The organism is Paenibacillus montanisoli (genome assembly GCF_003268025.1).
Classification (GTDB): Bacteria; Bacillota; Bacilli; order Paenibacillales; family Paenibacillaceae; genus Paenibacillus_Z; species Paenibacillus_Z montanisoli.
In genome coordinates, this window is the sequence record NZ_QLUW01000006.1 from 334,031 (window position 1) to 356,614 (window position 22,584).

The window sequence follows — 22,584 nt, forward strand, 5'->3', positions numbered from 1 at the left end:
GGCTCAGCCTTTTATATATAAAAAAATTATCTAACGAAAGGGGCTTGTCAAATGCGTAAGACCAGAATGAAAAGAACTCTTAGCTTGACGCTTGCGGTTCCGCTGCTTGCATTGTCTTTGACGGCATGTGGAGGAAACAATGATTCGGGTACATCATCTAACTCGGGAACCACGAACACCACGAATTCGACGAATGCAAATTCGGGGAACTCGAACGAATCCGCTGCACCTGAGCAGGTCACTCTATCCTTCCTGAGCGCATGGAACGGCGGCGGTGGGGGATTCCCGCAGGATCAGGAAAATAATCCCGTAGCTCAAGCGGTTAGAGAAAAAACCGGCGTAACGTTAAAGCTGGAATCGATCACCACAAGCGAAGTGGAGAAACTGAACACGATTTTCGCTTCGGATACGGTTCCGGATATCGTTAATGCGCCGTACTGGTCGACGACAGGCGGGGAAGGACAAGTCATCAAGAAAGCGGCTTTGGAAGGCCAGCTTCTCGATTTAACCCCTTATCTCGATAAATACCCGAACGTGAAGAAACTGATGACGCAAGGCGTAGCAAAAGACTTTGCCGAATTCGATTTGAATAGCCCGGATCTTGAAGGCAAGCAATATGTCATTCCGATGCAGACGCCGGACGGCACTCCTGAGAGCATTCATAACTGGAACTACGGTCTCTATGCCCGCGGCGATATCTTGAAGGCATTGGGCGTGAATGCGGCGGATATCGATACGCAAGATAAGCTGCTCGACCTGCTGACGAAGATCAAGAGCGGCGATTTCAAGGATATTAGCGGCAAGCCGGTTATTCCTTCCGGCACGATGCACAACGGCTGGGACTATAGCCAATTCCTGTCCGGGTGGTCCGATTACAACATTTCGGACTTCCGCCAAGAGGATGGTAAGCTCATTCACTGGACGCAATCCAAGGATCAGGAAGCCCGCTTGCTGTACATGAGAAAGCTGATCACAGACGGCCTGTTTGACCCAGAGGCGTTCAGCAATACCGATACGACGGCGAAAGAGAAGCTTGCAACAGGCAAGCTGGCTGTATTCGGCGCTCAAAGCATGATCGGCGACTTGCAAAAAACGCTTTATAAAACGAATCCGGAAATGCAGTACGAGTTGCTTGGACCAATGAAGAACAAGAGCGGAAACATCGTGACGCAAGTCGAGAAGCCAGGCCGTTCCGGCTTCCCGGTTATCTTCTTGAGCGCGAAAATCAAAGATCCGGACGCGGCGCTGCGTTTGATCGATTACTTGAACAGCGACGAAGGCCGTCTGCTCGCTTACTGGGGTATCGCAGGCAAAACGTATAACATGGCCGATGGCAAGCCGCAATGGATTGCGGACGTGAAGAAGCAGTTTGACGATAATCCGGATGTGAAGCGCGACGAAGGTCTCAACTATCTCTCCGGCAGCTTCATGGGCGCGTTCTCCTCTGAAGTCACTTGGCCGATTCCGGAGGACCAGAAGACGCAATGGGAGAAGCTCGAGGCTAGCTACTCGAAGAGACTGCCGATCCAAATTATCGACAAGGTCAGCGCGAGTTATCTAGTAAGAGATTGGCCGAAATACCAGGAGTTCCGCGACGAAACGTCCAGCTTGAACTTCGACGAAGAATTCCGCAAAGCCTGCTACGCGAAATCGGATGACGAAGCGCTGGAGATTTTGCATGGCATTCAAGAGAAATTTAAAGCTGCCGGCGTAGAAGAAATGGCGCAATATGTAGCTGAAAAAGCCGCTTCGCGTGACGACATCGGCTGGTAAAAGAAGGTTAATGAATAAGGATTGACGCCAAACAGACCAAACCGTTTTATCAGCGGTTTGGTCTGTCGTCGTATACCGGTCGAATTCGCCTATTGTCGTTGCGACTGTTTGCTTCAGCGCCATCGAGGCGACAATGGTGGTAGGGAGGGAGGCTTAAATGCTCTTTACACCGTTAAAGCCCATGATCGTCAGTATCGGCAAGGGAGCCTTCGACGACGATCGCTTTATCTTCGAGCCCAAATACGACGGCTGGCGGATTCTAATTCATAAGCAGGGCGAGCGAGTAGAAGCCTATACGCGTTATGGCAATCTCGTGACGGGCAAGTTTCCGGAGCTCCGGGAGATGGCTGCCGCGATCAAAGCGGACGCGGCGATTCTGGATTGCGAGGGCATCTGCCTGCGCGGGGGCCGGCCGGTGTTCGATGATTTTTCCTACCGCGGGAGGTTAGGTAAATCAACAAGCATCGCCCAAGCGGCGGTGACGCACCCCGCAACCTTCGTCGTTTTCGATGTGCTGTATTCGGGGGGGCAGGAGCATATGGGCGAGCCGTTGATGCAGAGGAAGGAGCGGTTAGCCGACATTGTGGTCGATTCGCAAGTGCTGACGAAGACGATGGTTATAGATGGAGCGGGACAGGCTCTGTTTGCCCTAACCAACGAGAAGGACATGGAGGGCATTGTCGCGAAGCGGAAGGACTCCAAGTACTGCCTGGACAGGACTTCGCCGGATTGGTTGAAAATCAAACATTTTAAAACGATCGACGTCATTATCCTCGGTTACCGGACGGAACCGTTCGCGCTTGCGATCGGATTGCACTTCAGAACGATCAAATACAAGCCTGTCGGAACCGTCGAATTCGGATTCCGCCCCGAAGATAAGCAGGCCTTCTTGGCGGTTGCGCAGCAGCTCCGCACCGATAAGGATCAGAAAACGCAGTGGATCGAGCCGCGACTATGCTGCAGGATCGAGTATTTGGAACGTACCGATACGCATCAGCTGCGGACGACGATTTTTCGCGGCTTCTTGCCGGACAAGCGGCCGGAGGATTGCGTCTGGCCGTATCTATAAAGCTGAGAGCAGGGAACCCGGCTCTCAGCTCTCAAACAAACCTAAGTCCCGGACGCCTCGGCCAATGCCGCGGCGTTTCTTTTTCGCCGCCCATAGACGGCGCGCGAGAGCAGGACGCTGATCTCGTACAGCAGCACGAGCGGGATGAAGACCATCAGGTGCGAGAGCAGCTCGGGCGGGGAGATCAAGCTGGCGACGATGACGAGCACCAAGTATGCGTAACGCCGCATCTGATGAAGCGCCTTCGGCGTCAGGATGCCGATTTTCGTCAGGAACATGACGACGACGGGAAGCTCGAAGGCGATGGCAAGCGGAAGAATGATATTGAACATGAACCCGAAATACTGCGCAACCCCGTACGTCTCGACCAGCTCCAAGCTCTTCGTGATGTTCGTCGTAAAAGCGAAGCTCATCGGGTAGACGACGAAATAGCCGAACGAGAGTCCCAGCAGAAAGCAGATCGCGCTGTACGGGACATAGCGAAGCGCGGCTGCGCGCTCTTCCGGGTGAAGTCCTTTGCGTACGAAACCCCACAGCTGGTACAGGATAAAAGGCAGCGACACCGTCAGCGCGAAGGCGAGCGCGATGGTCATGTACATCCGAATGCCGTCCCAGGGAGAAAAGACGTTCCACGTCATATCCTTCGCGGGCGGCACGCTCTTCAAATAACGAAGCACCTTGGGCGACAAATACAGGCCGCCGCATAGCGACAGCAGAACGAAAGCGAGCATCCGCCAAATCCGGCTTCGCAGCTCGGTGACATGCGCCAGCAGCGTCATCGTCTCCTCCCCGGCCCTCATTCGCAGCACGCCTTTCCGGCTTTGCGCAGCTCGAACGTATGGAAGCCATCGCGCAGCTTGCCGTTTATTTCCTTGACCCTCTCCACATCCTCGAACGAGTACTTGCGCGCGCCGCCCTTCGATCTAACCGGGAAAATCAGTTTCTTCTCCTCATAGTACCGGATTTGCCTCTCCGTCAATCCGGTTAAGTCGCATACCGTACCGATACTCATTACCTTCTCCTCCATCGCCGAACGCCTCCCCTAGTGAAAGTAGCTGCATCCAAAATGATCCTGACAGCGGATGATGATGTAACTTAACCTTACATATACCTTCCTGAGTCGAGATGATATCAGCAAGGCTTTTATTTATCAATGGGACTGAGTGCCCAGTCGATTGACTGATTTGGTAATTTGTTGCTCCGATATAAAACGAGTAACCGTTTGCAAATAGCGGAGTTACACCGTTTTCCTGTGAGTGGTCTGTAATATGAATGATTTTATCTATGGTTCCTATAAATTTTATTTATGTAAGGTTATCTAACAAAATATTGGCGCGATCGGAAAAATCCATGCTACATTTCTCGCAGAGACGGACAGATGATCCCCAAAAGGAGCTGAAGCGCATGGAAACGAAAGAAACGCCAAACGAAGTGTCGCGCAGACAATTTCTGACGACGGTCGGGAAAATCGGCGGTGCCGCCGCCGTATTCAGCGTCATGGGCACGATGGGGCTGTTCACGCCCCAAACGATGAAGGCGGCGGAGTATACGCCACCCAACGGCTGGGACTTGAAAGGAACGAACCGCTCCGGCAAACGGATTGTCATCCTCGGAGCGGGGGTTGCCGGCTTGACCGCGGCCTATGAGCTTGGCAAAGCAGGATATGACTGTGTCATTCTCGAAGCCCGGGCGCGCTCCGGCGGCCGGAACTGGTCGGTCCGCCGCGGCACGACCGTAACGGAAGTCGGCGGGCAGAAGCAGGTCGCCCGCTTCGACGAAGGCCACTATCTCAATGCCGGCCCGATGCGCATCCCGCAATTCCACGTCACGATGGAATACTGCCGGGAATTCGGCATCCCGATGGAGCCGTTCAACAACGTGAATGACAGCGCCTATTATTACAACGAGAATGTGGGTGCCTTATCGAACACCCGAGTTCGCAAGCGCGCTGCGAAAGCGGATGCGAGAGGCTACATCAACGAGCTGCTCGCCAAAGCGGTGAATCAGCCGGGTCTGGATCTGCCGATCACGCCGGAGGAGAAGGCGAAGGTCGTAGCCTACCTTCGTTCCGAGGGCAATCTTGATGCCGACCTGTTCTATAAAGGCTCGTCGCGGGGCGGATACAAGGATGAGCCAGGCTCTCGTCTGGATGCCGGCGTCATTCGCGACCCGTTCGATATGAAAGCCATCATCAACTCGGGCTTTGCCAACTTCTTCAGCAGCGAATACAGCTATGATCAGCAAATGATGATGTTCCACCCGGTTGGCGGCATCGACGCGATTCCGCAGGCGTTCGAGAAGCGGCTCGGCAACCGGATCAAGCACAATGCGGAAGTGACCGAGATCAAGCATGTCGGCGAGAAGGTACAGGTTTCGTACACCGACCTGGTGAGCGGCAATGCCAAGCAAATCGAAGGCGATTTCTGTATCTGTACGATCCCGCTGTCCGTGCTGAAGACGATCAAGCATGATTTGTCGCCGGAAATGACGCAGGCGATCAACAATACGAATTATGCGAGCGCAGGCAAAATCGGCTTGCAATTCAAACGCAGATTCTGGGAGGAGGACGATCAAATCTACGGCGGCAACACGCTCACGAACATGGACATTTCCTCCATCTACTATCCGCCGACGAACTATTTTGCGAAGAAGGGCGTTCTGCTAGGCTACTATGCTATGGGAGCCAACGCGGATAAGCTCGGCGCAATGACGTTCCAGCAGCGCGAGGCGCATGCCTTGAGCCAAGGGGCCAAAATCCATCCGCAATATTACAGCGAATTCGAATCTTCCTTCTCCGTCAACTGGAAAACGATCAAATACAATATGGGCGCCTGGGTCTCTTATTCAGCCGATGACCGGAAAACGAACTATCCGGTGCTGTGCCGGCCCGACCGGCGCGTTTATCTCGCGGGCGAGCATATCAGCTACATTACCGCTTGGATGGCCGGCGCTATCGAGTCCGCGCGGGAAGTCGTCACCGACATCCATGCGCGCGTCATGAAAGAATAGACTGCACAGGAGGGATATACCGATGAGAATGAACCGCAAACTAAAAGTCGCCATCGGCGCCGTCGTGCTTGCATCCTTAACCGCAACGGCGACGCTTTATGCCGCGGCAGTCGCGCCAAACAAATATCCGCTAGCCCCGATCCACGAGCCTGAGTTTTACGGCAGTCCGACATCCTCCATCGCAAGCGCGGTAGCGATGCCGGCGATCGCGGCAACCTTCGAGACCAGCGGCACCGTGCCTTCGGTCATCAATAAGGACGGCAAAACGGTTTACGAACGCTACGGCGATACGGAGGCGCAAGGCACGAGCATTCTGCAAAATATCGAGAAGCAGTTGAAGGAGCAGGGGTTGTCGTTGAAGGACGTCACGTACTTGCGAGTTTATATCGCGCCGGATGCGGCGAAGGACGGCAAATTCGATTATGACGGCTGGTTCAAGGCGTACGCCAAGTTTTTCAACACGAAGAGCAATCCGACCAAGACCGCGCGTTCCACTGTCGGCGTCGCCAGTCTCGTCAACCCGGATTGGCTGATCGAGATCGAAGCTGTCGCCGCTTACCCGCGCGGTCATGATCAAGACTAAGACTACTATTCATAGAATGGGGAGATGACAATATGCTGCAAAATGTAGGGTTTCCGGGCTTGATGATGATTTTGGTGGTCGTACTCATCATATTCGGGCCGTCGAAGCTGCCTGAGCTGGGCCGGGCCGTCGGCCGTACGCTGCATGAGTTCAAATCGTCTGCGAAGGAGCTCGTCTCCGATACGAAAGAAGAGATAACGGAACCTAAATCGTAATGGTTCGAACGAATTGAGCCGACCTAAGCTGCTTGAGCAGCTTATGGTCGGCTCTTTTTTTAGGGGGAACGCAGGGTGAACCCGTATTGACAATCAAACGAGCATAGTATTAGTATATATTTATTATATTTATTATAGTTTAATGAAAGGGTGCAAAATTCGATGATGAATGCAATTCGTCCATCCTCCGTGCCTCTAGTCACGATAGATCCGTACTTCAGCGTTTGGTCCAATGCCGACCGACTAACCGATGATTTCACCCGCCACTGGACGGGACAACGCCATGCCATGACAGGGCTGATCCGCATCGACGGGACGGTCTGGCGCTTCGCCGGACTGGCCGAGCCGAATGCGGAGCGCTATTATCCGGAAGCTCCGGCTATGAAACAAACCGGCTTGACGGTATCCCCGCTTAGCACGGTGTATACGTTCGAAGCGTCGGGCGTCACCTTGACGGTTCGCTTCACGTCGCCGCTGCTGCTGGATGATTTGGATGTGCTGTCGAGACCGGCCTCTTACGTTGCGTTCGAGGTGTTCTCGGCGGACGGCCGCGGACGCGAAGTCAGTATTTATTTCGACGTCACCGGGGAATGGTGCGTCGATCATCCGAATCAGGCCGTTATCAGCGGCAGAGCGGAGGACCAAGGATTGATTTTGCTGCAGATGGCGCACGAGCGGCAGGACTACATGAATCGTTCCGGAGATGACCACCGGATCGACTGGGGCCAATTTTACCTCGGCGCTCGTCAGTCGGGGCAGGTGAAGGGCTACCTGGATTCGGCCGATCTTCGGAAGCGCTTTGCGCGAAATGAAGCGCTCGTCCGGCGCGAATTGCCGGCCGGTTCCCAAGTCGTTCGCGACAGCCAGCCGGTCATGGCGCTTGTGTACGACCTTGGCAGCGTAGGCGGCGCGCCTGTAAGCGAGCTTGCGGTAATCGCATACGACGACGTCTATGCCGTCGAATATTTCGGCGAGAAGCTGCAAGCGTATTGGAAGCGGAACGGGCAAACGGCGGCGCAAATGATCGCGGCCGCGTTCGCGGATTACGAGTCGCTGCTGGAGCGGTGCGCCGCTTTCGATCGGCAATTGCTGGCCGACGCGGTTACATCCGGCGGCTCGAAATACGCCGACATTCTCGCGCTGTCCTACAGGCAGTCGATCGCCGCGCACAAACTGGTTCTGGATACGGAAGGCGAACTGCTTTTCTTATCCAAGGAATGCTACAGCAACGGCTGCATGGCGACGGTCGACGTCAGCTACCCGTCCGTCCCGTTGTACCTTCTCTATAACCCTGCGCTTGTAGAGGGCATGATCAGGCCGATCGTGAAATATGCCGAAAGCGAGAAATGGCCTTTCGATTTCGCTCCGCACGATATCGGGCAATATCCGCTCGGAAATGGCCAAGTGTACAGCGAAAATGCGATCGAAGGGCAGATGCCCGTCGAGGAGTGCGGCAATATGCTGGTCATGGCGGCGGCAACCGCACTGGCTAGCGGCAAAACGGTCTATCTGTTCAAGCATATGGACCTCTTCGCGAAGTGGGCCAACTACTTGGCGGAGAACGGGCTCGATCCCGCAAATCAGCTGTGCACGGACGATTTCGCCGGCCACTTGGCCCGCAACGCTAATTTGTCGGTGAAGGCGGTCATGGGTGTCGCGAGCTTCTCCATCCTGAAGCAGCTGCAAGGCGACGAAGGCGAATCGGAGCGCTATCTGAAGCTGGCGCAGGACATGGCGGCGCAGTGGGCGAAGCTTGCCGACGACGGCGATCATACGAAGCTGGCGTTCGGCCAAGACGGCACCTGGAGCTTGAAATACAACCTGATCTGGGATCAGCTGTTCGAAATCGGTCTGTTCGAGGAAGAAACGATCCGGGCAGAAGTTGCGTGGTACTTAAAGCAGCGCAATGTGTACGGTACGCCGCTGGACAGCCGCGCGACTTATACGAAGTCGGATTGGCTCTTGTGGTCGGCAACGCTGGCGGAGCGCCAAAACGATTTCGAGCGCTTGATCGAGCCGGTTTGGCGCATGCTGAACGATACGCCGAATCGCGTGCCTTTCTCGGACTGGACGGATACGCTGACGGCACGGCAGCTGAACTTCCAGCACCGGAGCGTCGTTGGCGGCATGTTCATCAAGCTGCTGAAGGATAAGGGCATCTTGCGGGCTCGACTGTAACCTGTTCGATCCGGGTTCTCCATTTAGAATTCATACAAACTAGATGCGCCAATACGAGAGCGAAAATAACGGAGTCTAGGGAGGAATGAAGCGATTGAAGAAGGCGAGGAACGAATGGACTGGCTTTCAGGAGGCGCGTCCATATGGACCGAAGTATGATCTTCGGACCGATTTCGTGATGGTGTACGGCATTTCGAATGATTTGCAGGGCCGGATCGAGGGGTGGAAGAAAGCCGGCTATACGATACATCTCATGACAGGTGTCTCATGGGGAGAGTATCAGGACTATCTGTACGGACGGTTCGACGGGCGCGACCATTGGGATGAAGCGCAAAAGGACAGAGCGGGCAGCCATCTGCTCCATGGCAAGGATGTGCCTTACATGGTGCCGACGATCTCTTTTGCCGAGTATTTGGCAACGTTTATAAAGAAGGCAATTGACTGCGGTGTAGAAGCGATCCATATGGAAGAGCCGGAGTTTTGGGCGGCAGGAGGCTACTCGGATGCTTTCAAACGAGAGTGGCTGAATTTTTACGGGGAAGAGTGGATCGCGCCTCATTCCTCGCCCGATGCGCAGTACCGCGCATCGAAGCTGAAGGCGCAGATGTATTACAGGGCGCTGGACCGGCTTTGCAGCCAGATGAAGGAGTACGCGCTCGTAACATACGGCCGTACTGTTCGCTTCTATGTGCCTACGCATAGCCTTATTAACTATACGCAGTGGCGGATTATCAGCCCGGAGGCGCTGCTTGTATCGATGCCGGCCTGCGACGGCTTCATTGCGCAGATTTGGACCGGCACGTCTCGGACACCGAATGTGTACCAGGGTATTCGCCGCGAACGGACATTCGAAACCGCCTACCTGGAATATGGCAATATGCAGGAGCTTACCCGCGGCACAGGGCGGGAAATGTGGTATCTGCACGATCCGATCGAGGATAATCCTCGCTACACCTGGAGCGATTACCGCAAAAACTACCGGTCAACCGTCGTCGCTTCCTTGCTTCACCCGGAGGTGAAGCAGTACGAGGTTTGTCCGTGGCCTCGGCGCGTATTCGAAGGGAAGTACCCGACGGAGGACGGCCTTGGCAAAGAACCGATTCCGGGAGATTATGCGACGGTGCTCCTGACAGTGATGGAAGTACTGCGGGATATGCATCATCATGAAGAGGAACAGGCGGGCGAAGCGTATACGTCCGGCATCGGGCTATGCTTGGCGAACTCCGCAATGTACCAACGGGGCGACGTAATTCCGGAAGGGCAGCAAGATACGGCTGTCTTAAAATCAGACGGCGCGACGACCTCCGACTTGCTCGCTCCGCAGCAGCGGGAGCTGCTCGATTGGTCGGCGTTCTATGGTATTGCGCTGCCTCTGGTGAAAAGCGGCATTCCGCTTCGCACGGTGCAGCTCGACAATATTCTTACGTTCCCCGGATATTTGGACGGTTACCGGGTTTTGCTCCTCAGCTACGAGTTTATGAAACCGGAGCATCCGGGAATCCATCAGTCGATCGGCCAATGGATAAGGGAGGGCGGCGTGCTCATCTACATCGGTGACGGATCTGATCCGTTCCATGCGGTGAACGAGTGGTGGAACCGCAGCGAAGCGCGCCGCACGTACGATCGGCCGGAGGAGCATCTGTTTGAATCGCTCGGCCTTGGGCGCAATCCGGCTGAAGGCGAGCATGCGGTGGGCGAAGGTGCCGTACTGTTCCTTCCCGTGCATCCGGCGGAGCTTTCCCGTTCTGCGGATGGTGCCAAGGTTGTGAGGGAACATGTGCGCCGGGCGCTCGCTATTCGCGGAGCGGAGGGCGATTATAAGGAGAATGAAGTGCTCCAAATTAAACGCGGACCGTACCTGATTACGCATGTGCTTGATGAGACGGCCGCGGACGGCGGGCGTGAGAATGTAGTGCTGCAGGGTCCGTTCATCGACTTGTTTGAGGCGCATCTTCCTGTGCTTCAGAGCGTGGAGCTCATGCCGGGAGATGACAGCTTGCTGTATGATCTTGGCAGTCTGAAGCGGACGACGGGCGGAAGTCCTGAAATTATTATCAGCTCCTCGAAGATACGGGACAAACAGCTGGAGGCGGCGCGATTCTCCTTCGTATCGGAGTCCCCGTCGGATATGACCGTCAGTACTCGAATCGCTGTCGCGAGCGAGCCGGTTCGCGCGCTGGCTGGCGGCGCGGCTGCAGAATGCCGCTATGATGCGGAATCCGGTACGGTGCTGCTCCGGTACACGGGTGCCCCGGAAGGAATTGCAGTCAGCTTGGAGTGGTAGTTCTAAGCCGTCTTCCGATGAACGATCGGAAGACGCGGCCTGTGTAGCGTGCCGCAATATAAAAGAGAAAAAAACGGCGTCACAGGTTTATACCTGTGGCGCCGGTTGCTTATGCCGCCAAGGACGGCGACAGCCGTTAAAGAGGGAGTGCCCTTCTGACTCAACCTCTTCTTTTTATGACAGTACGGCCGATAACGCCGAGTAAGGCAAGTCCAGCAAAGGCGAACATGACGCCCTTATTCTCATAGAAGAAAATACGAATGACCAGGAATCCCGTCAAACCGCCATATACAAATGCTTCAAACAATTTTTTCATTATATATTCCTCCGTAATAAAGGATCATTTTTTACAGGTATCAGCTATAAATCCGTCATTTTTGCGGGAGAAAACCAGGCATTGATGATCGAGGCATTCTTTTCGTCGATATGTTTTACTTTATACCTAGTTTTGAACGCCGATGTTCGAACTGTAAACATGATCGTGCATAGATGGTTGTGCGACTGTATGAAGTTTTGTCTGTAAACCATTTGCTGTATGCAATGTCTTCCCATAAAGACGGTTGTCTTATTAATGAATCTTGTGGAGAATGATAGTTGATTCCGCTGAAAAGTATTTATCACTACGTCCTTATATTGTAGGGATCCCCAAATCAAGCTTATACTCACCGATAATAACAACATGAGACTAACATAGGATGGAGGAATAGGAAGCTGAATCGTTAATAGCCCACAACCTCCCAGTAGCATACATTTGAGAATGCAAAAACTAAGCATGCTTCTTTTAGGACTACGGAACAAATTTTTATCCGCAGGATTGCCAATGGGGCTAATGAGTGTAAAGTCCCAGGTTGGAAAATAGGTTTGGAGCGTGCGACTCAATATTTTTTTTCTGATCAGTGGAATCAGTATTGTACTGTTGCTTTCATCTTCATTACCGCCGCTGATACTGTCTAAATAAACTGTACACAAGCCAAATAGTTGACGTAATATATTCTCTTCTACTCGAATCGCTGCCAAATCTTTCATTTTTATAGTCGTTGTATGTGTGTTTACCAGCCCTTTTTTGATTTGCAAACTATCGCCAGTAATATATACTCTCAATCTATAAAACCGAAAAAGAGCAAAAAAAACCGAGATCATCCATGAAACCAACATAAATATTGCAGCGATAGCCCCGATACGTTGCGGCATATCAAATGTACGTAGCCATTCTTCTACTTGTAAAACAAAGCTGCTATTATCTAGAAAATCAAACTGGAAGTAACAAAACATTAAAAATGAGCTCACATATCCGACCTTTAAAGTCGTTATGCCGTATACGAATATGGGAGTCAGGAATTGTTTCCACACAATGGAATTTTCTTTTTCTTGATAACGAAGCAGACTCTTTATACGTTCAACTTCGTTGCGTGTGACTGCTGCGAATTTAAGCAGCGATTCCTTCTCTCCGCCCTCGGCATCCATTCTAAGTTCGACGACGCCAAATAATCGTTGCAATAAAGATACTCGGAGGTCGATATTGCGTATCTGATGCAACGCAATGACTCGGCTGCTTTTAAACAACATACCGCTATTGATTATTAGGAGGTCGTCTTCAAAGATGTAAGTGAAATTTTTCCAAAATAAATAACTTCGCATTAAACTAAAAACAATGCTAATCGCCAGGATTGTCTTCGCAATCGATGATAAGGAGGACATATAATTTTGATGCAGCAATAAATAGATAATACTTAAAATAACTATAGCAACAAGTTTTCTAATTATTCCGAAAATTATAATGCTTGGGTGAAGTCTGCGGTATTTCTGATCCAAGCTACTCATGTTCATCATTTAATAATGCAAATTGTTTAATATCTTTACTTATACTTTCGGCAATGTGCTGAGAAAGATAAGGAATTTCGACCGATGAAGCAGCAGTTGTGATTTCTAAAGTAGCCAATTTATACATTCGGCTTATTGGTCCTTGCTTCAATGTAACATGCTGCACCCGATTGATTGGAATTTGTATTCTCTCGTAAAACAAAACGCCTTCACCTATTAAGACTTCCGTATCATGCACTTCATATCTCCATTTCTTGTATCTTAATTTCGGTAATACCGTTAAATCAAAAATACAGAAGAGCGCACAGCTTCCGAAAAGAACCCAAACCATAGCGCTTATTATGCGCGCAACCTGAAAATGGTATAATAGATATTCTACCAGTAACAATCCCATACCAATAAGAATACCTTCTACAACCGCTTCGATTCTCCATCCCCTGATAGCTTTGATGTCTAATTTTTGTGTCGGTTCTCTCATATGATTTATTTCCCTTTTTCTCATTTATTAAATATAAATAGATCTACTTCTGGCGCTTTAAAAATTTCTTATTCTTTTCTTTGTAATTGTAAAGACCATAGAATATATCTGCAATAGTCGCAGACATCTCTACGCTCTCGCTGCATGTAGTAATCTTCTTTAAATTCTCTGCTTTCAATAGGTGTAACTTCCCCATGTATCTCATATAATGGCATTTTAATGAGCATTGTATTCCATTCTCGACGCTTTCTAGTGATAAGCTGTATTTGCTGTCCTTGAAAAAAGCCATTGCCTGATCATAATATACTTTTATTTTAAACACGTTATATTCCACGCTGTCTATGTTCTCTAATAAAATCTCTTTGAATAGTTGATGCGCCATGCTGTACTTTTGCTGATCTACATAAATGTTTGCCATATCAATTGTCAATATATCGCTCATGTAATAATGGTAAAAAACGTTAGTTTGCTGAATAGTCTTCAATTGAGAAATCGCTTCTTCAAAATTAATCTTCTTTATAAAGTAGGCTGACACCAAATAATATCTTTGCAAGTAGTTGGAGACATCCTCTGTTAACTTATTATTTAATTCAGCCTTACTCAGATTATAGACATTGGAATAGTTGCCATTGTAAATTTCAGAGTCTAAATAATATAATAATTGGTCATAATAATCGTCTCTTTCATGAATTAGAGCTCTAAATAATGTAATGAAAGGAACCTTTAGTCGTATTGACATGTTGTACAATATGTCCACTCGCGGCAGAACTTGACCTTTTTCAATTCTGCTTATCATAGCCTGAGTGCATAATTGATTTGAAAGGGAATACTGAGTAAGTTGTCTTTTCTTTCGAAGGTAACTTACTTCTTTTCCTAAGCGAAATAAATTGACCATTTAACCCTCCTTGTGACTGTTTTGCTAGTAACTAGAAAAGTGGAAATCTAATCCATTTTGGACATAGTACTACAGACCCAACAATTTTGTAAAGTACTCACGTACATATTTCTATATTTCTTGCATTTTCATTACATTCCTCAAACGTTTAGCGGCGCGAAAGTTGGGATAGCTCTCTCAGTGAGCTTAGATGTCTAGTAGCTCAAGTTTTTAAACATATAACTTAATTAATAGTTAAATAACCTAACTAATAGTTACATTCATACTTTTATTTATTGCTATGTTTTCTTGATAAAACAGGTGATTTTCGACCTATTTTGGCTAAATTTCATTGCCAGCTGCAAATCCCTATTATTTCGTTTGGTGTTAGTATCCATTCGTGGCCACTAATACTAGAATTTGGGAGATGACAGCGAATGTGGAAACTGGTTCGACGTATTATCAGAAAAACCGAAAAGCAACAGAAGCAAGTGTGGGATGCAATCAGGAAAATTTGGAAATGGGTTTGGGTTGATGTCGTGATCGAGACAGTAACCTGGGTATGGGAATGGGTTAGCAACTTATTCTAGGAATTAATCAACCTATGGAGAACTTATTGTTCTCCATAGGTTGTTATATGTTTGTTTAATAGAAATAATGTGGGAGGTTTAACGTGCATCTTCTTGTTGGTTCTCTACATAATGAGTGGATGAAAAGAAAGAAACGAATCTATTTCATAGTGTTCTCCATGATCATTTTGTTCCTGGGGATTTTTGTCATATCCATCTTAAACGAGCGATATTCATTTATTCCATCCAATGCAACGCCTAACGAAGCAGCGGATCGGCCTACTGTTGAGGACAAACTTATCGAGCTCCAACTTATTTACGACGCAACTCCAGTAGAACAAATACAGGAGAAGAAAAGACTCAAGAACCAAATCGAGTGGTACAGTTACCATCTTTCCCATGACATCAAGTTTGAAGTTATCTCAGATACCGCCTTGGATACCTTGAAAAATAGTATGACAGGCATATATATATCCTTTCTTTTTCCAATTGTGATGATTGTGATTGGGGCAGACATTCTCTCGTCCGAAATGAGTTCTAGAACGATTAAAACGATGCTGCTTCGACCCGTCGGGCGGTTAATGATATTTCATGCCAAGCTCCTATTTGTAGCCGGTGTTTCTTTCCTCCTTTTAGTATGTTCCTATCTTCTATTCTGTTTGCTTAAACTCAATAACGAATGGGGAGATTGGACGGCGGAAATCGTTGTGCGTTTTGGCGCAACACTACATACCGTGCCAGTTTGGTTTTTTGTGTTCATTGGTTTAGGTTCAAACCTGATTAGCGTACTTACTTTGTCATTTGTTCTTCTATGTATTTCGTATTTTTTCCGGAATGTGTCTTTATCTGTAGTCGTGTCGATGATGCTTGTCGTTTTCATCAAAATACTGCTTAATCCTTTCCTGGTTGCCGTTCCGGCAGACCGATATTACTTCATGTATCACCTGGATTTAGTGTCCCATTTGTTGGATGAATTTCCAGGAAACCAGCACTTGCTTGCATCTCTTATCGTTCTGCTATCGACAATTGTTGTTTGCTATAGCTTGGTTTATTTTCGCATAAATAGAGAAGATCTCCCTTATTAATTCATCTAAAACCGAAGTGAGGAACCCGTGATGCAGCGAAATAAGGTGATTGAAGTTAATCATGTTTCCAAACGGTTGGGTAATCGCACGATTATCGATAATTTGTCATTGCATGTGAACGAAGGGGAAATTGTCGGATTTCTTGGGCCGAACGGCTCCGGCAAAACAACGTCCATCCGAATGATGACAGGAATGATTAAGCCTGATCAAGGAAGCATCAAAATTATGGGCTATGACATCCAAGCCGAATTTTCACTAGCCATGAAGCACATCGGTGCAATCGTAGAACAACCTGCGCTTTACGGCTACTTGTCGGGTTGGGAAAATTTAATGCAAGCCGTGAGAATAAGCGGAATGCAAATCAATAAGGAACGGATAGAATGGTGCGTTCGAATGGTCCAGCTTCAAGAGCGTATGCAAGAAAAAGTTCAACGCTATTCATTAGGAATGAAGCAGCGTCTTGCTATCGCACAAGCGTTGTTGACGCAGCCGAAAATGATTATTTTGGATGAACCCACCAACGGTTTGGACCCTTCAGGCATTATCGAAATGCGAACATTGATTCACAAGCTTAGAGATGAAACGGGGGTGTCCGTTTTCATTTCTTCGCATCTGCTTAGCGAAATAGAGCAATTATGCGATCGGGTTATTGTTATTGATCAAGGAAAAACGCTCGCAGCCAAGGAAATGTCCTCTCTCGGGCATGCGGCGATTGCGCTGACTGTTCAGGATGATCAGCTTCAAAGCGCCTATCATTTATTACAGCTAGAGGGACTGCATCCCGTTTTGCAGAACGCGCGCATCCTGATTCAAGAGGAGGCGAAGCGTATCCCTTCATTAGTCAATCATCTCTATCAACGCGGTATACACGTTTATTGGATTGAAAAAACGAAACAATCTCTGGAAGACTTCTTTCTCGATACGACTCAGGGCAAGGAGCGTAAGTAATGGAATATATATATGGAACTGTGATTAACGAGTGGGTGAAAAGAAAGAAGCGCGTCTACTGGATAATTTCGGTCTATGCTCTACTCACCTTCGCTTTGCTTGTGGCAGAAGTATTCGTGAAGGATACATCCGTACAACAAGCGCCCGAAGTGCAATGGCAGGAACAGTTGCAAGCTCAGCTTGCTCAACTCATTCCATATAAAGACTCCTTGAATACGTCAGATCCGGCGTATCGTCAAGTTGCAAATCAGATTATTATCGCGGAACATCAGCTTGCGGCAGGCGTGAACCCCGAGCCAACAGGAGCTTTGCATTGGATCAATAATGACATGAGCGGCGTTTTTATTAAGTATATTCTCCCTCTAATTATAATCATTATTGGTGCAGATGTGTTCTCGGCCGATATATCGTCGGGAACCATAAAACTTTTCCTGTTGAGTCCGCAGGGCCGCCCGAAAATACTGCTTTCGAAACTGTTGGCTGTGTTTCTTATTTCATCCGCTGTAACGGTGGCCATTCATTTACTATCCCTATGCGTTGGTTTGTTACGTGAAAAGCAGTTTGGTTTGCAAGACAACTATGTTTTACTCGATATTTTCGAAAGAACGATCGTGATCACTAGCTGGGAATTTACGTTACTGGGCATCCTGCTGACTATGTTTTCTACTTTCTCAATTGCATGCATGGTTGTGTTTTTTTCACTAATACTTGGGCATCATTCCGGTTTTGCCACGCTGGCTTCTTTCTGGTTTATTATGATTATGGACTCGCTCCTGGCCCTTATAAAAAATAGCGCTCCGATTGTACAGTATTTTCCAACGTTTCATTTGGACTTCATTTCCCATTTTACAGGACGGTTTGACGGACATTCAGACTTCATGACATCGCTAGTGGTGCTTTGTGCAACTAACGCCATTTGTCTGGCCGCAAGCTGGCTATCTATAAAGCGTAAAAATTTTGCCGGTTAATAACAATGAAAGCCGCACTCATCAGTGCGGCTTTCATTGTTGTTAGCGGTGATTGATGTTTAGATGCTCGAAATATTTGACATAATGATAATGGCAAATAAATTCATGGTCAAAAAACGGTAATTTCTAATTATTGCCTAATAAATACAATCTATTGAACTAATTACGCGCTCAGATCCGAATATCAATTTCCTTTATAGATCAGAATGTTTATGATATATTTGTCATACGTGTGAATCAACAAGTATTGGGGGACGGCTCATGAGTCAAGATAGAGAGCCACTATATATTCGTATACAGAATCATTTTAAGGATCTGATCATTTCGAGGAAGCTTGTCGAAGACGATAAAATTCCGACGGAAAAGGATCTGATGGATCAGTTCGAGGTAAGCCGGATTACGGTCGTCAATGCGCTGGCGGAGCTTGCGAAGGACGGATGGATTTACCGTATCCCTGGCCGGGGCAGCTTTATCAAAGGCATTCCGGAAACGCATATGGCCGCGAGCGCGACAATGACGGATTCCGGTGCCTTGGAAGAAAGAAAAGCGTTCCGTTCGAAGATCGGGGTCGTCTTTCCGTTCATCGGCGACTATTTCGCGATACGGCTCATCCACGGCATTACGCAGGCGCTGGAAGCGAGCGAATATTCCGTCGTCGTCATGTTCACGTATAACTCCAAGGAAATCGAGAAAGAAGTCATTCGCGAATTGAAGCATAACGTGGACGGGCTTATTATTTTCCCGGTCGACGCCGAAGTGTACAACGAGGAAATCATTGCGCTCAAGATGCAAAATTACCCGTTCGTGCTCATTGATCGCCATTTGCCAGGCGTAGAAACGAATGTCGTAACCTCTGACAGCGTACAAGCTTCGATGCTCGCCGTCGATCATCTGTGGAGCCTAGGCCACCGGAACATTGCGATCTGCTCAGACTCCCCGCTCATGACCGTGTCGGTGGAGGAGCGGATTCAAGGCTATAACGAAGCGTTGAAGCAGAAAGGCGCGTTAATTAATCCGGCGCTCATCTTGACCGATTTCGAAGTGAATGCGAAGAAGAAGGAAAAGGAAGCGAACAGCCTGTTCCTCCAAACGGAAGGAAACTCGCCGGTCTTGAATGTGGAGCATCCGTTCTACCGATTCATCAAGAACCGGATGGCAACGGCCTATATTGCCTTGAACTGCGCGCTCGGCGTCCACATCCTGTCGATTGCCAAGCAGGTCGGACTGCGCGTGCCGGAAGACATCTCGATCATTACCTTCGACAACCCGAGTCCGATGCTGGAGGAATTCAGCCTGCTGACGCATATTGACCAATCGGAGCAGCGGATCGGAAACGAAGCCGTCAGAATTTTACTGGAAGTTATCAGGAATAAAGGAAAGTCGATTGGCTATCAGAAAATCAGCTTGACTCCGAGCCTCGTCATGAAGCAAACGACGGGCCCGGCGGCTCCTGCCCTGTAAGACAAGTTAATTGTTTTCATCCAAACCGGCCGCGCCGTGAATGTGATCCATTTACGGCGCGGCCGGTTTCTGTATATTTCCGAAAATTGAATTGACCTATAATGATATAATAAATATAATCTATAGTGTAGCGATTAGTTCGATAGTGCAGCGATTAATAATTTGAAAGCACATCAGGATACCCCGACGGTGATAGTAATGCCATTCTAAAACCTACAGATGATTTGGAGGGAGCATCATGCCTTACGAAACGAAGAAAATCAAACTGGAGAAGGCAAAAGGGCTCTTGCCGAGAATCCGCGATTCCATCTACGAGCCGATTGCGGCTCTCAACGTAACCGCATGGGTGACCAAGGAGCCGGTGTCTTATGCCGAGCGCACCTCGGGACAGCCGCTGGAGCTTCGGCCGGGCGACAAGTGGGGCAATCTATGGGATTGCGCCTGGTTCCGGTTCGAAGGACAAGTTCCGGATACCGCTTCGGGTAAGAAGGCCGTGCTGCTCATCGACGTGAACGGAGAGCTTTGCCTCGTCGACCGCGAAGGCTCGCCGCTGCAAGGCTTGACGAACATCAATTCCGAATTCGATTACAGCCTCGGCTTGCCGGGCAAGCGCGTCGTCGATCTCGGCGCGTCCGCGGCAGGACAGCGGATCGACCTGTGGGCGGACGCCGGCTGCAACGATCTCTTCGGCAAGTACCGCAGCGGCACGCTCAAGGAAGCGGACATCGCGATCTGCCATGAGGAAGTCCGGCAGTTGTACTATGACTATGAAGTGCTGCTGGAGCTGGCCGCGCAGCTGCCGGATGCGAACGCGAGGAAGGACCAGGTGCTGCAAAGCCTGTACGATGCGGCGCTTGTGCTGGAGAAGATTACAGATGAGAGCGTGAGCCGCGCCCGGGCGATTCTGGCGAAGCAGCTGGAGAAGCGCGGAGGCGATCCGACGCTGACGGTCAGCGCGATCGGCCATGCGCATATGGATTTGGCTTGGCTGTGGCCGATTCGGGAAACGATCCGCAAGGGAGCGCGCACGTTCTCCACGGTGCTCCGCAATATGGAGAAGTATCCCGGCTATATGTTCGGCGCGAGCCAACCGCAGCTCTATCAATGGATGAAAGAGCGCTATCCGGCGCTTTATGAAAGCATTAAGGAACGGGTAGAGGAAGGGCGCTGGGAAGTGCAGGGCGCCATGTGGGTGGAGCCGGATACGAACATTTCCGGCGGCGAAGCGCTCGTGCGGCAGATTTTGTACGGGAAACGGTTCTTCGAGCAGGAGTTCGGCAAGGAGATGAAGGTGCTGTGGCTGCCGGACGTGTTCGGCTACAACGCGAATCTGCCGCAGCTGCTGAAACAATCCGGCGTCGATTACATGATGACGCAGAAGCTGTCCTGGAGCGTCTACAATTCTCACCCGCATCACAGCTTCCACTGGGAAGGCATCGACGGCAGCAAGGTGCTGACGCATCTGCCGCCTGAAGATACGTACAACAGCCCTGGCGCTCCGAGATCGCTCGTGAAAATCGAAAATAACTACTTGGACCGCAACGTATCCGAGCATGCGCTGATGCTGTTCGGCATCGGAGACGGCGGCGGCGGACCGGGCGAGGAGCATCTGGAGCGGCTGGCGCGCGAGGAAAACTTGCTTGGACTGCCTGCGGTCGTGCAGGAGACGTCCTTGTCGTTCTTCGAGAAGCTGGAGCGGGAGCAGGACCGGTTCCAAACGTACCGCGGCGAGCTGTATCTGGAAAAGCATCAAGGCACGTTGACGACGCAGGCCCGCAACAAATGGTACAACCGCAAAATGGAAAAGGCGCTGCGCGAGCTGGAATTCGCCGCATCGCTTGTGCTGGCGCTTGGCGGAGAAGGTTATCCTGCCGCAGAGCTGGAGGAGATTTGGAAAGAAGTGCTGCTCTATCAGTTCCATGATATTTTGCCGGGCTCTTCGATTACGCGCGTCTTCGACGAGTCGCTGGAACGGTACGGCATTTTGCATCGCCGTGTTCAGGAGCTGGTCGGCGAGCGCTACGCGGAAGCGGCGCGGTTGGCGGGCTTCGGCGGCGACCGTGCTGTCGTAGCCAATTCCTTGCCGTGGGAGCGGGAAGAGCTGGTGGAACATGAAGGCGCATTCTATGCGGTTCAAGTTCCTCCGATGGGCGTTGCCGCTTTGACGGAAGAGCAGCGCGTAGTTGCAGGCAGCGGACGGTTTGGCGATTCGGAGCTGCATGCCTGCGAGACGCTGTTGGAAAATCAATACCTGCGCGTCGGGTTCGACGCGGACGGCAGCATCGTTTCGCTCTACGATAAAACGGCGGGCAGAGAGTCGATCGAACCGGGCAAGAAGGCCAATGCGCTTACCCTCTATCACGATAAAGGCGACGCATGGGATTTTCCGCGCGATTACCGGGATACGGTGGCAGGCACGATGGAGCTGGCCGGCAGCCGGGCTTGCATCGAAGGCTCGCAGGCGGTGCTCGAGCAAACTTACCGCTTCGGCGAGTCTACGCTCGTGCAGCGGATCACGCTCGCTTCGCAAGGCACGACGGTTCGATTCGAAACCAAGGCGGACTGGCGGGAGTCGGAAAAAATGCTGCGCGCGGCTTTCCCGGTCAGCGTCATGACGGATCAGGTCAACTGCGAGATTCAGTTCGGCTACTTGAAGCGTCCGACGACCCGAAATACGATGATCGAATTCGTGCGGGACGAAATTTGCGCCCATCAATATATCGATTTGTCGCAGCCGGACTACGGCGTTGCGCTGCTTAGCGACAGCAAGTACGGCTACAGCGCCGAGCGGAACGTGCTGGACATCAACTTGCTTCGCAGCCCGGATTATCCGGATCCTGTCGCGGACCGCGCCGAGCATGCGTTTACGTATGCGATTTATCCGCATCAGGGCGATTTTGTCCAGGCGAAGGTCTATCGCAAAGGCTACGAGCTGAATGCGCCGCTTACGGTTGTGAAGAGCAGCGGAGGCGGTGCCGACTCGGAGATTGCGGGGTTGCGGTCCTTACTGCAGCTTGACAATCCGAATGTGATGGTCGAAGCGGTGAAGAAAGCCGAGGACAGCGAGCATCTTATTATCCGGTTGTATGAAGCTTCCGGTACGAGGGCGCAAGCCTCGGTTGCCTTTGGGGTCGCTTGCCAAACGATCGAAGAGATCGATCTGATGGAGCGTCCGACCGCGTTGTTGAAGGAAGAGGCGGCATCGGTGGAGCTGTCCTTCCGGCCTTTCGAAATTAAGACGCTTCGCATCAAAATGAAATCCAATTAGG

18 protein-coding genes are annotated in these 22,584 nt (G+C 50.3%); 12 read left to right on the plus strand and 6 right to left on the minus strand.

Features of this window, described 5'->3' with window-relative positions; translation table 11 throughout:
- The first annotated feature begins 51 nt into the window (after positions 1-51).
- Both DL346_RS26320 and DL346_RS26325 read left to right on the plus strand, forming a co-directional pair.
- Entirely contained in the window at positions 52-1,773 is a 1,722-nt protein-coding gene (locus tag DL346_RS26320; protein ID WP_112885357.1) for an extracellular solute-binding protein, read from the plus strand.
- Between the two features lie 157 nt (positions 1,774-1,930).
- Complete coding sequence (locus DL346_RS26325) at positions 1,931-2,842, plus strand: ATP-dependent DNA ligase (protein ID WP_112885358.1); 912 nt, start codon at positions 1,931-1,933, stop codon at positions 2,840-2,842.
- Between the two features lie 41 nt (positions 2,843-2,883).
- On the opposite strand, the gene tatC is transcribed toward DL346_RS26325, so the two are convergent.
- Complete coding sequence (gene tatC / locus DL346_RS26330) at positions 2,884-3,642, minus strand: twin-arginine translocase subunit TatC (RefSeq protein ID WP_112885359.1); 759 nt, start codon at positions 3,640-3,642, stop codon at positions 2,884-2,886.
- On the minus strand, positions 3,639-3,869 hold the full coding sequence (locus tag DL346_RS26335; protein ID WP_112885360.1) for a MerR family transcriptional regulator: 231 nt from the start codon (positions 3,867-3,869) through the stop codon (positions 3,639-3,641). The genes tatC and DL346_RS26335 overlap by 4 nt, the downstream gene beginning before the upstream one ends.
- A 377-nt stretch (positions 3,870-4,246) precedes the next feature.
- Here DL346_RS26335 and DL346_RS26340 point away from each other — a divergent pair, with 377 nt between their 5' ends.
- From DL346_RS26340 to DL346_RS26360, 5 genes are all read left to right on the plus strand, one after another.
- Positions 4,247-5,851 carry a flavin monoamine oxidase family protein gene (locus DL346_RS26340; RefSeq protein WP_112885361.1) on the plus strand — a complete coding sequence of 535 codons (1,605 nt, stop codon included), beginning with the start codon at positions 4,247-4,249 and terminating at the stop codon, positions 5,849-5,851.
- A 22-nt stretch (positions 5,852-5,873) separates the two neighbouring features.
- Complete coding sequence (locus DL346_RS26345) at positions 5,874-6,434, plus strand: RidA family protein (RefSeq protein ID WP_112885362.1); 561 nt, start codon at positions 5,874-5,876, stop codon at positions 6,432-6,434.
- A gap of 32 nt (positions 6,435-6,466) precedes the next feature.
- Entirely contained in the window at positions 6,467-6,649 is a 183-nt protein-coding gene (locus DL346_RS26350) for a twin-arginine translocase TatA/TatE family subunit (protein WP_112885363.1), read from the plus strand.
- 162 nt (positions 6,650-6,811) lie between these two features.
- A complete protein-coding gene (locus tag DL346_RS26355; protein ID WP_338066331.1) occupies positions 6,812-8,827 on the plus strand; it encodes a glutaminase family protein in 2,016 nt (671 codons plus the stop codon).
- Positions 8,828-8,921: 94 nt separating this feature from the next.
- A complete protein-coding gene (locus DL346_RS26360; RefSeq protein ID WP_420849604.1) occupies positions 8,922-11,111 on the plus strand; it encodes a hypothetical protein in 2,190 nt (729 codons plus the stop codon).
- A gap of 160 nt (positions 11,112-11,271) precedes the next feature.
- Here the strand turns inward: DL346_RS26360 and DL346_RS29200 are convergent, their stop codons facing one another.
- Genes DL346_RS29200 through DL346_RS26375 form a run of 4 tightly spaced genes read right to left on the minus strand, consistent with a single transcriptional unit; the run spans position 11,272 to position 14,305 of the window.
- Positions 11,272-11,427, minus strand: coding sequence for a hypothetical protein (locus tag DL346_RS29200; protein ID WP_165822688.1), 156 nt, complete (start codon positions 11,425-11,427; stop codon positions 11,272-11,274).
- Positions 11,428-11,471: 44 nt separating this feature from the next.
- Complete coding sequence (locus DL346_RS26365; protein ID WP_165822689.1) at positions 11,472-12,923, minus strand: PH domain-containing protein; 1,452 nt, start codon at positions 12,921-12,923, stop codon at positions 11,472-11,474.
- 1 nt (position 12,924) lies between these two features.
- A complete protein-coding gene (locus DL346_RS26370; protein WP_165822690.1) occupies positions 12,925-13,410 on the minus strand; it encodes a PH domain-containing protein in 486 nt (161 codons plus the stop codon).
- A gap of 43 nt (positions 13,411-13,453) precedes the next feature.
- Positions 13,454-14,305 (minus strand): helix-turn-helix domain-containing protein, encoded by an 852-nt coding sequence (locus DL346_RS26375; protein WP_112885367.1) that lies wholly within the window; start codon positions 14,303-14,305, stop codon positions 13,454-13,456.
- Between the two features lie 652 nt (positions 14,306-14,957).
- On the opposite strand from DL346_RS26375, the gene DL346_RS26380 reads away from it, so the two are divergent.
- From DL346_RS26380 to DL346_RS26400, 5 genes are all read left to right on the plus strand, one after another.
- Positions 14,958-15,938 carry an ABC transporter permease subunit gene (locus tag DL346_RS26380; protein WP_112885368.1) on the plus strand — a complete coding sequence of 327 codons (981 nt, stop codon included), beginning with the start codon at positions 14,958-14,960 and terminating at the stop codon, positions 15,936-15,938.
- A 30-nt stretch (positions 15,939-15,968) separates the two neighbouring features.
- Complete coding sequence (locus DL346_RS26385) at positions 15,969-16,886, plus strand: ABC transporter ATP-binding protein (protein WP_112885369.1); 918 nt, start codon at positions 15,969-15,971, stop codon at positions 16,884-16,886.
- Positions 16,886-17,854 (plus strand): ABC transporter permease subunit, encoded by a 969-nt coding sequence (locus DL346_RS26390; RefSeq protein WP_112885370.1) that lies wholly within the window; start codon positions 16,886-16,888, stop codon positions 17,852-17,854. The genes DL346_RS26385 and DL346_RS26390 overlap by 1 nt, the downstream gene beginning before the upstream one ends.
- Positions 17,855-18,115: 261 nt before the next feature.
- A complete protein-coding gene (locus DL346_RS26395) occupies positions 18,116-19,315 on the plus strand; it encodes a GntR family transcriptional regulator (RefSeq protein WP_112885371.1) in 1,200 nt (399 codons plus the stop codon).
- A 238-nt stretch (positions 19,316-19,553) separates the two neighbouring features.
- Positions 19,554-22,583 carry an alpha-mannosidase gene (locus DL346_RS26400; protein ID WP_112885372.1) on the plus strand — a complete coding sequence of 1,010 codons (3,030 nt, stop codon included), beginning with the start codon at positions 19,554-19,556 and terminating at the stop codon, positions 22,581-22,583.
- Position 22,584: the final 1 nt, after the last annotated feature.

What these genes read in the sequence shown, in the direction of transcription:
- DL346_RS26390 (WP_112885370.1), top strand. Translation starts at nt 16,886, where the DNA reads ATGGAATATATATATGGAACTGTGATTAACGAGTGGGTGAAAAGAAAG.
- DL346_RS26385 (WP_112885369.1), top strand. Translation starts at nt 15,969, where the DNA reads ATGCAGCGAAATAAGGTGATTGAAGTTAATCATGTTTCCAAACGGTTG.
- DL346_RS26340 (WP_112885361.1), top strand. Translation starts at nt 4,247, where the DNA reads ATGGAAACGAAAGAAACGCCAAACGAAGTGTCGCGCAGACAATTTCTG.
- DL346_RS29200 (WP_165822688.1), bottom strand. Translation starts at nt 11,427, where the DNA reads ATGAAAAAATTGTTTGAAGCATTTGTATATGGCGGTTTGACGGGATTC.
- DL346_RS26375 (WP_112885367.1), bottom strand. Translation starts at nt 14,305, where the DNA reads ATGGTCAATTTATTTCGCTTAGGAAAAGAAGTAAGTTACCTTCGAAAG.
- DL346_RS26320 (WP_112885357.1), top strand. Translation starts at nt 52, where the DNA reads ATGCGTAAGACCAGAATGAAAAGAACTCTTAGCTTGACGCTTGCGGTT.
- DL346_RS26400 (WP_112885372.1), top strand. Translation starts at nt 19,554, where the DNA reads ATGCCTTACGAAACGAAGAAAATCAAACTGGAGAAGGCAAAAGGGCTC.
- DL346_RS26395 (WP_112885371.1), top strand. Translation starts at nt 18,116, where the DNA reads ATGAGTCAAGATAGAGAGCCACTATATATTCGTATACAGAATCATTTT.
- DL346_RS26325 (WP_112885358.1), top strand. Translation starts at nt 1,931, where the DNA reads ATGCTCTTTACACCGTTAAAGCCCATGATCGTCAGTATCGGCAAGGGA.
- DL346_RS26370 (WP_165822690.1), bottom strand. Translation starts at nt 13,410, where the DNA reads ATGAGAGAACCGACACAAAAATTAGACATCAAAGCTATCAGGGGATGG.
- DL346_RS26345 (WP_112885362.1), top strand. Translation starts at nt 5,874, where the DNA reads ATGAGAATGAACCGCAAACTAAAAGTCGCCATCGGCGCCGTCGTGCTT.
- DL346_RS26335 (WP_112885360.1), bottom strand. Translation starts at nt 3,869, where the DNA reads ATGGAGGAGAAGGTAATGAGTATCGGTACGGTATGCGACTTAACCGGA.
- tatC (WP_112885359.1), bottom strand. Translation starts at nt 3,642, where the DNA reads ATGAGGGCCGGGGAGGAGACGATGACGCTGCTGGCGCATGTCACCGAG.
- DL346_RS26355 (WP_338066331.1), top strand. Translation starts at nt 6,812, where the DNA reads ATGATGAATGCAATTCGTCCATCCTCCGTGCCTCTAGTCACGATAGAT.
- DL346_RS26350 (WP_112885363.1), top strand. Translation starts at nt 6,467, where the DNA reads ATGCTGCAAAATGTAGGGTTTCCGGGCTTGATGATGATTTTGGTGGTC.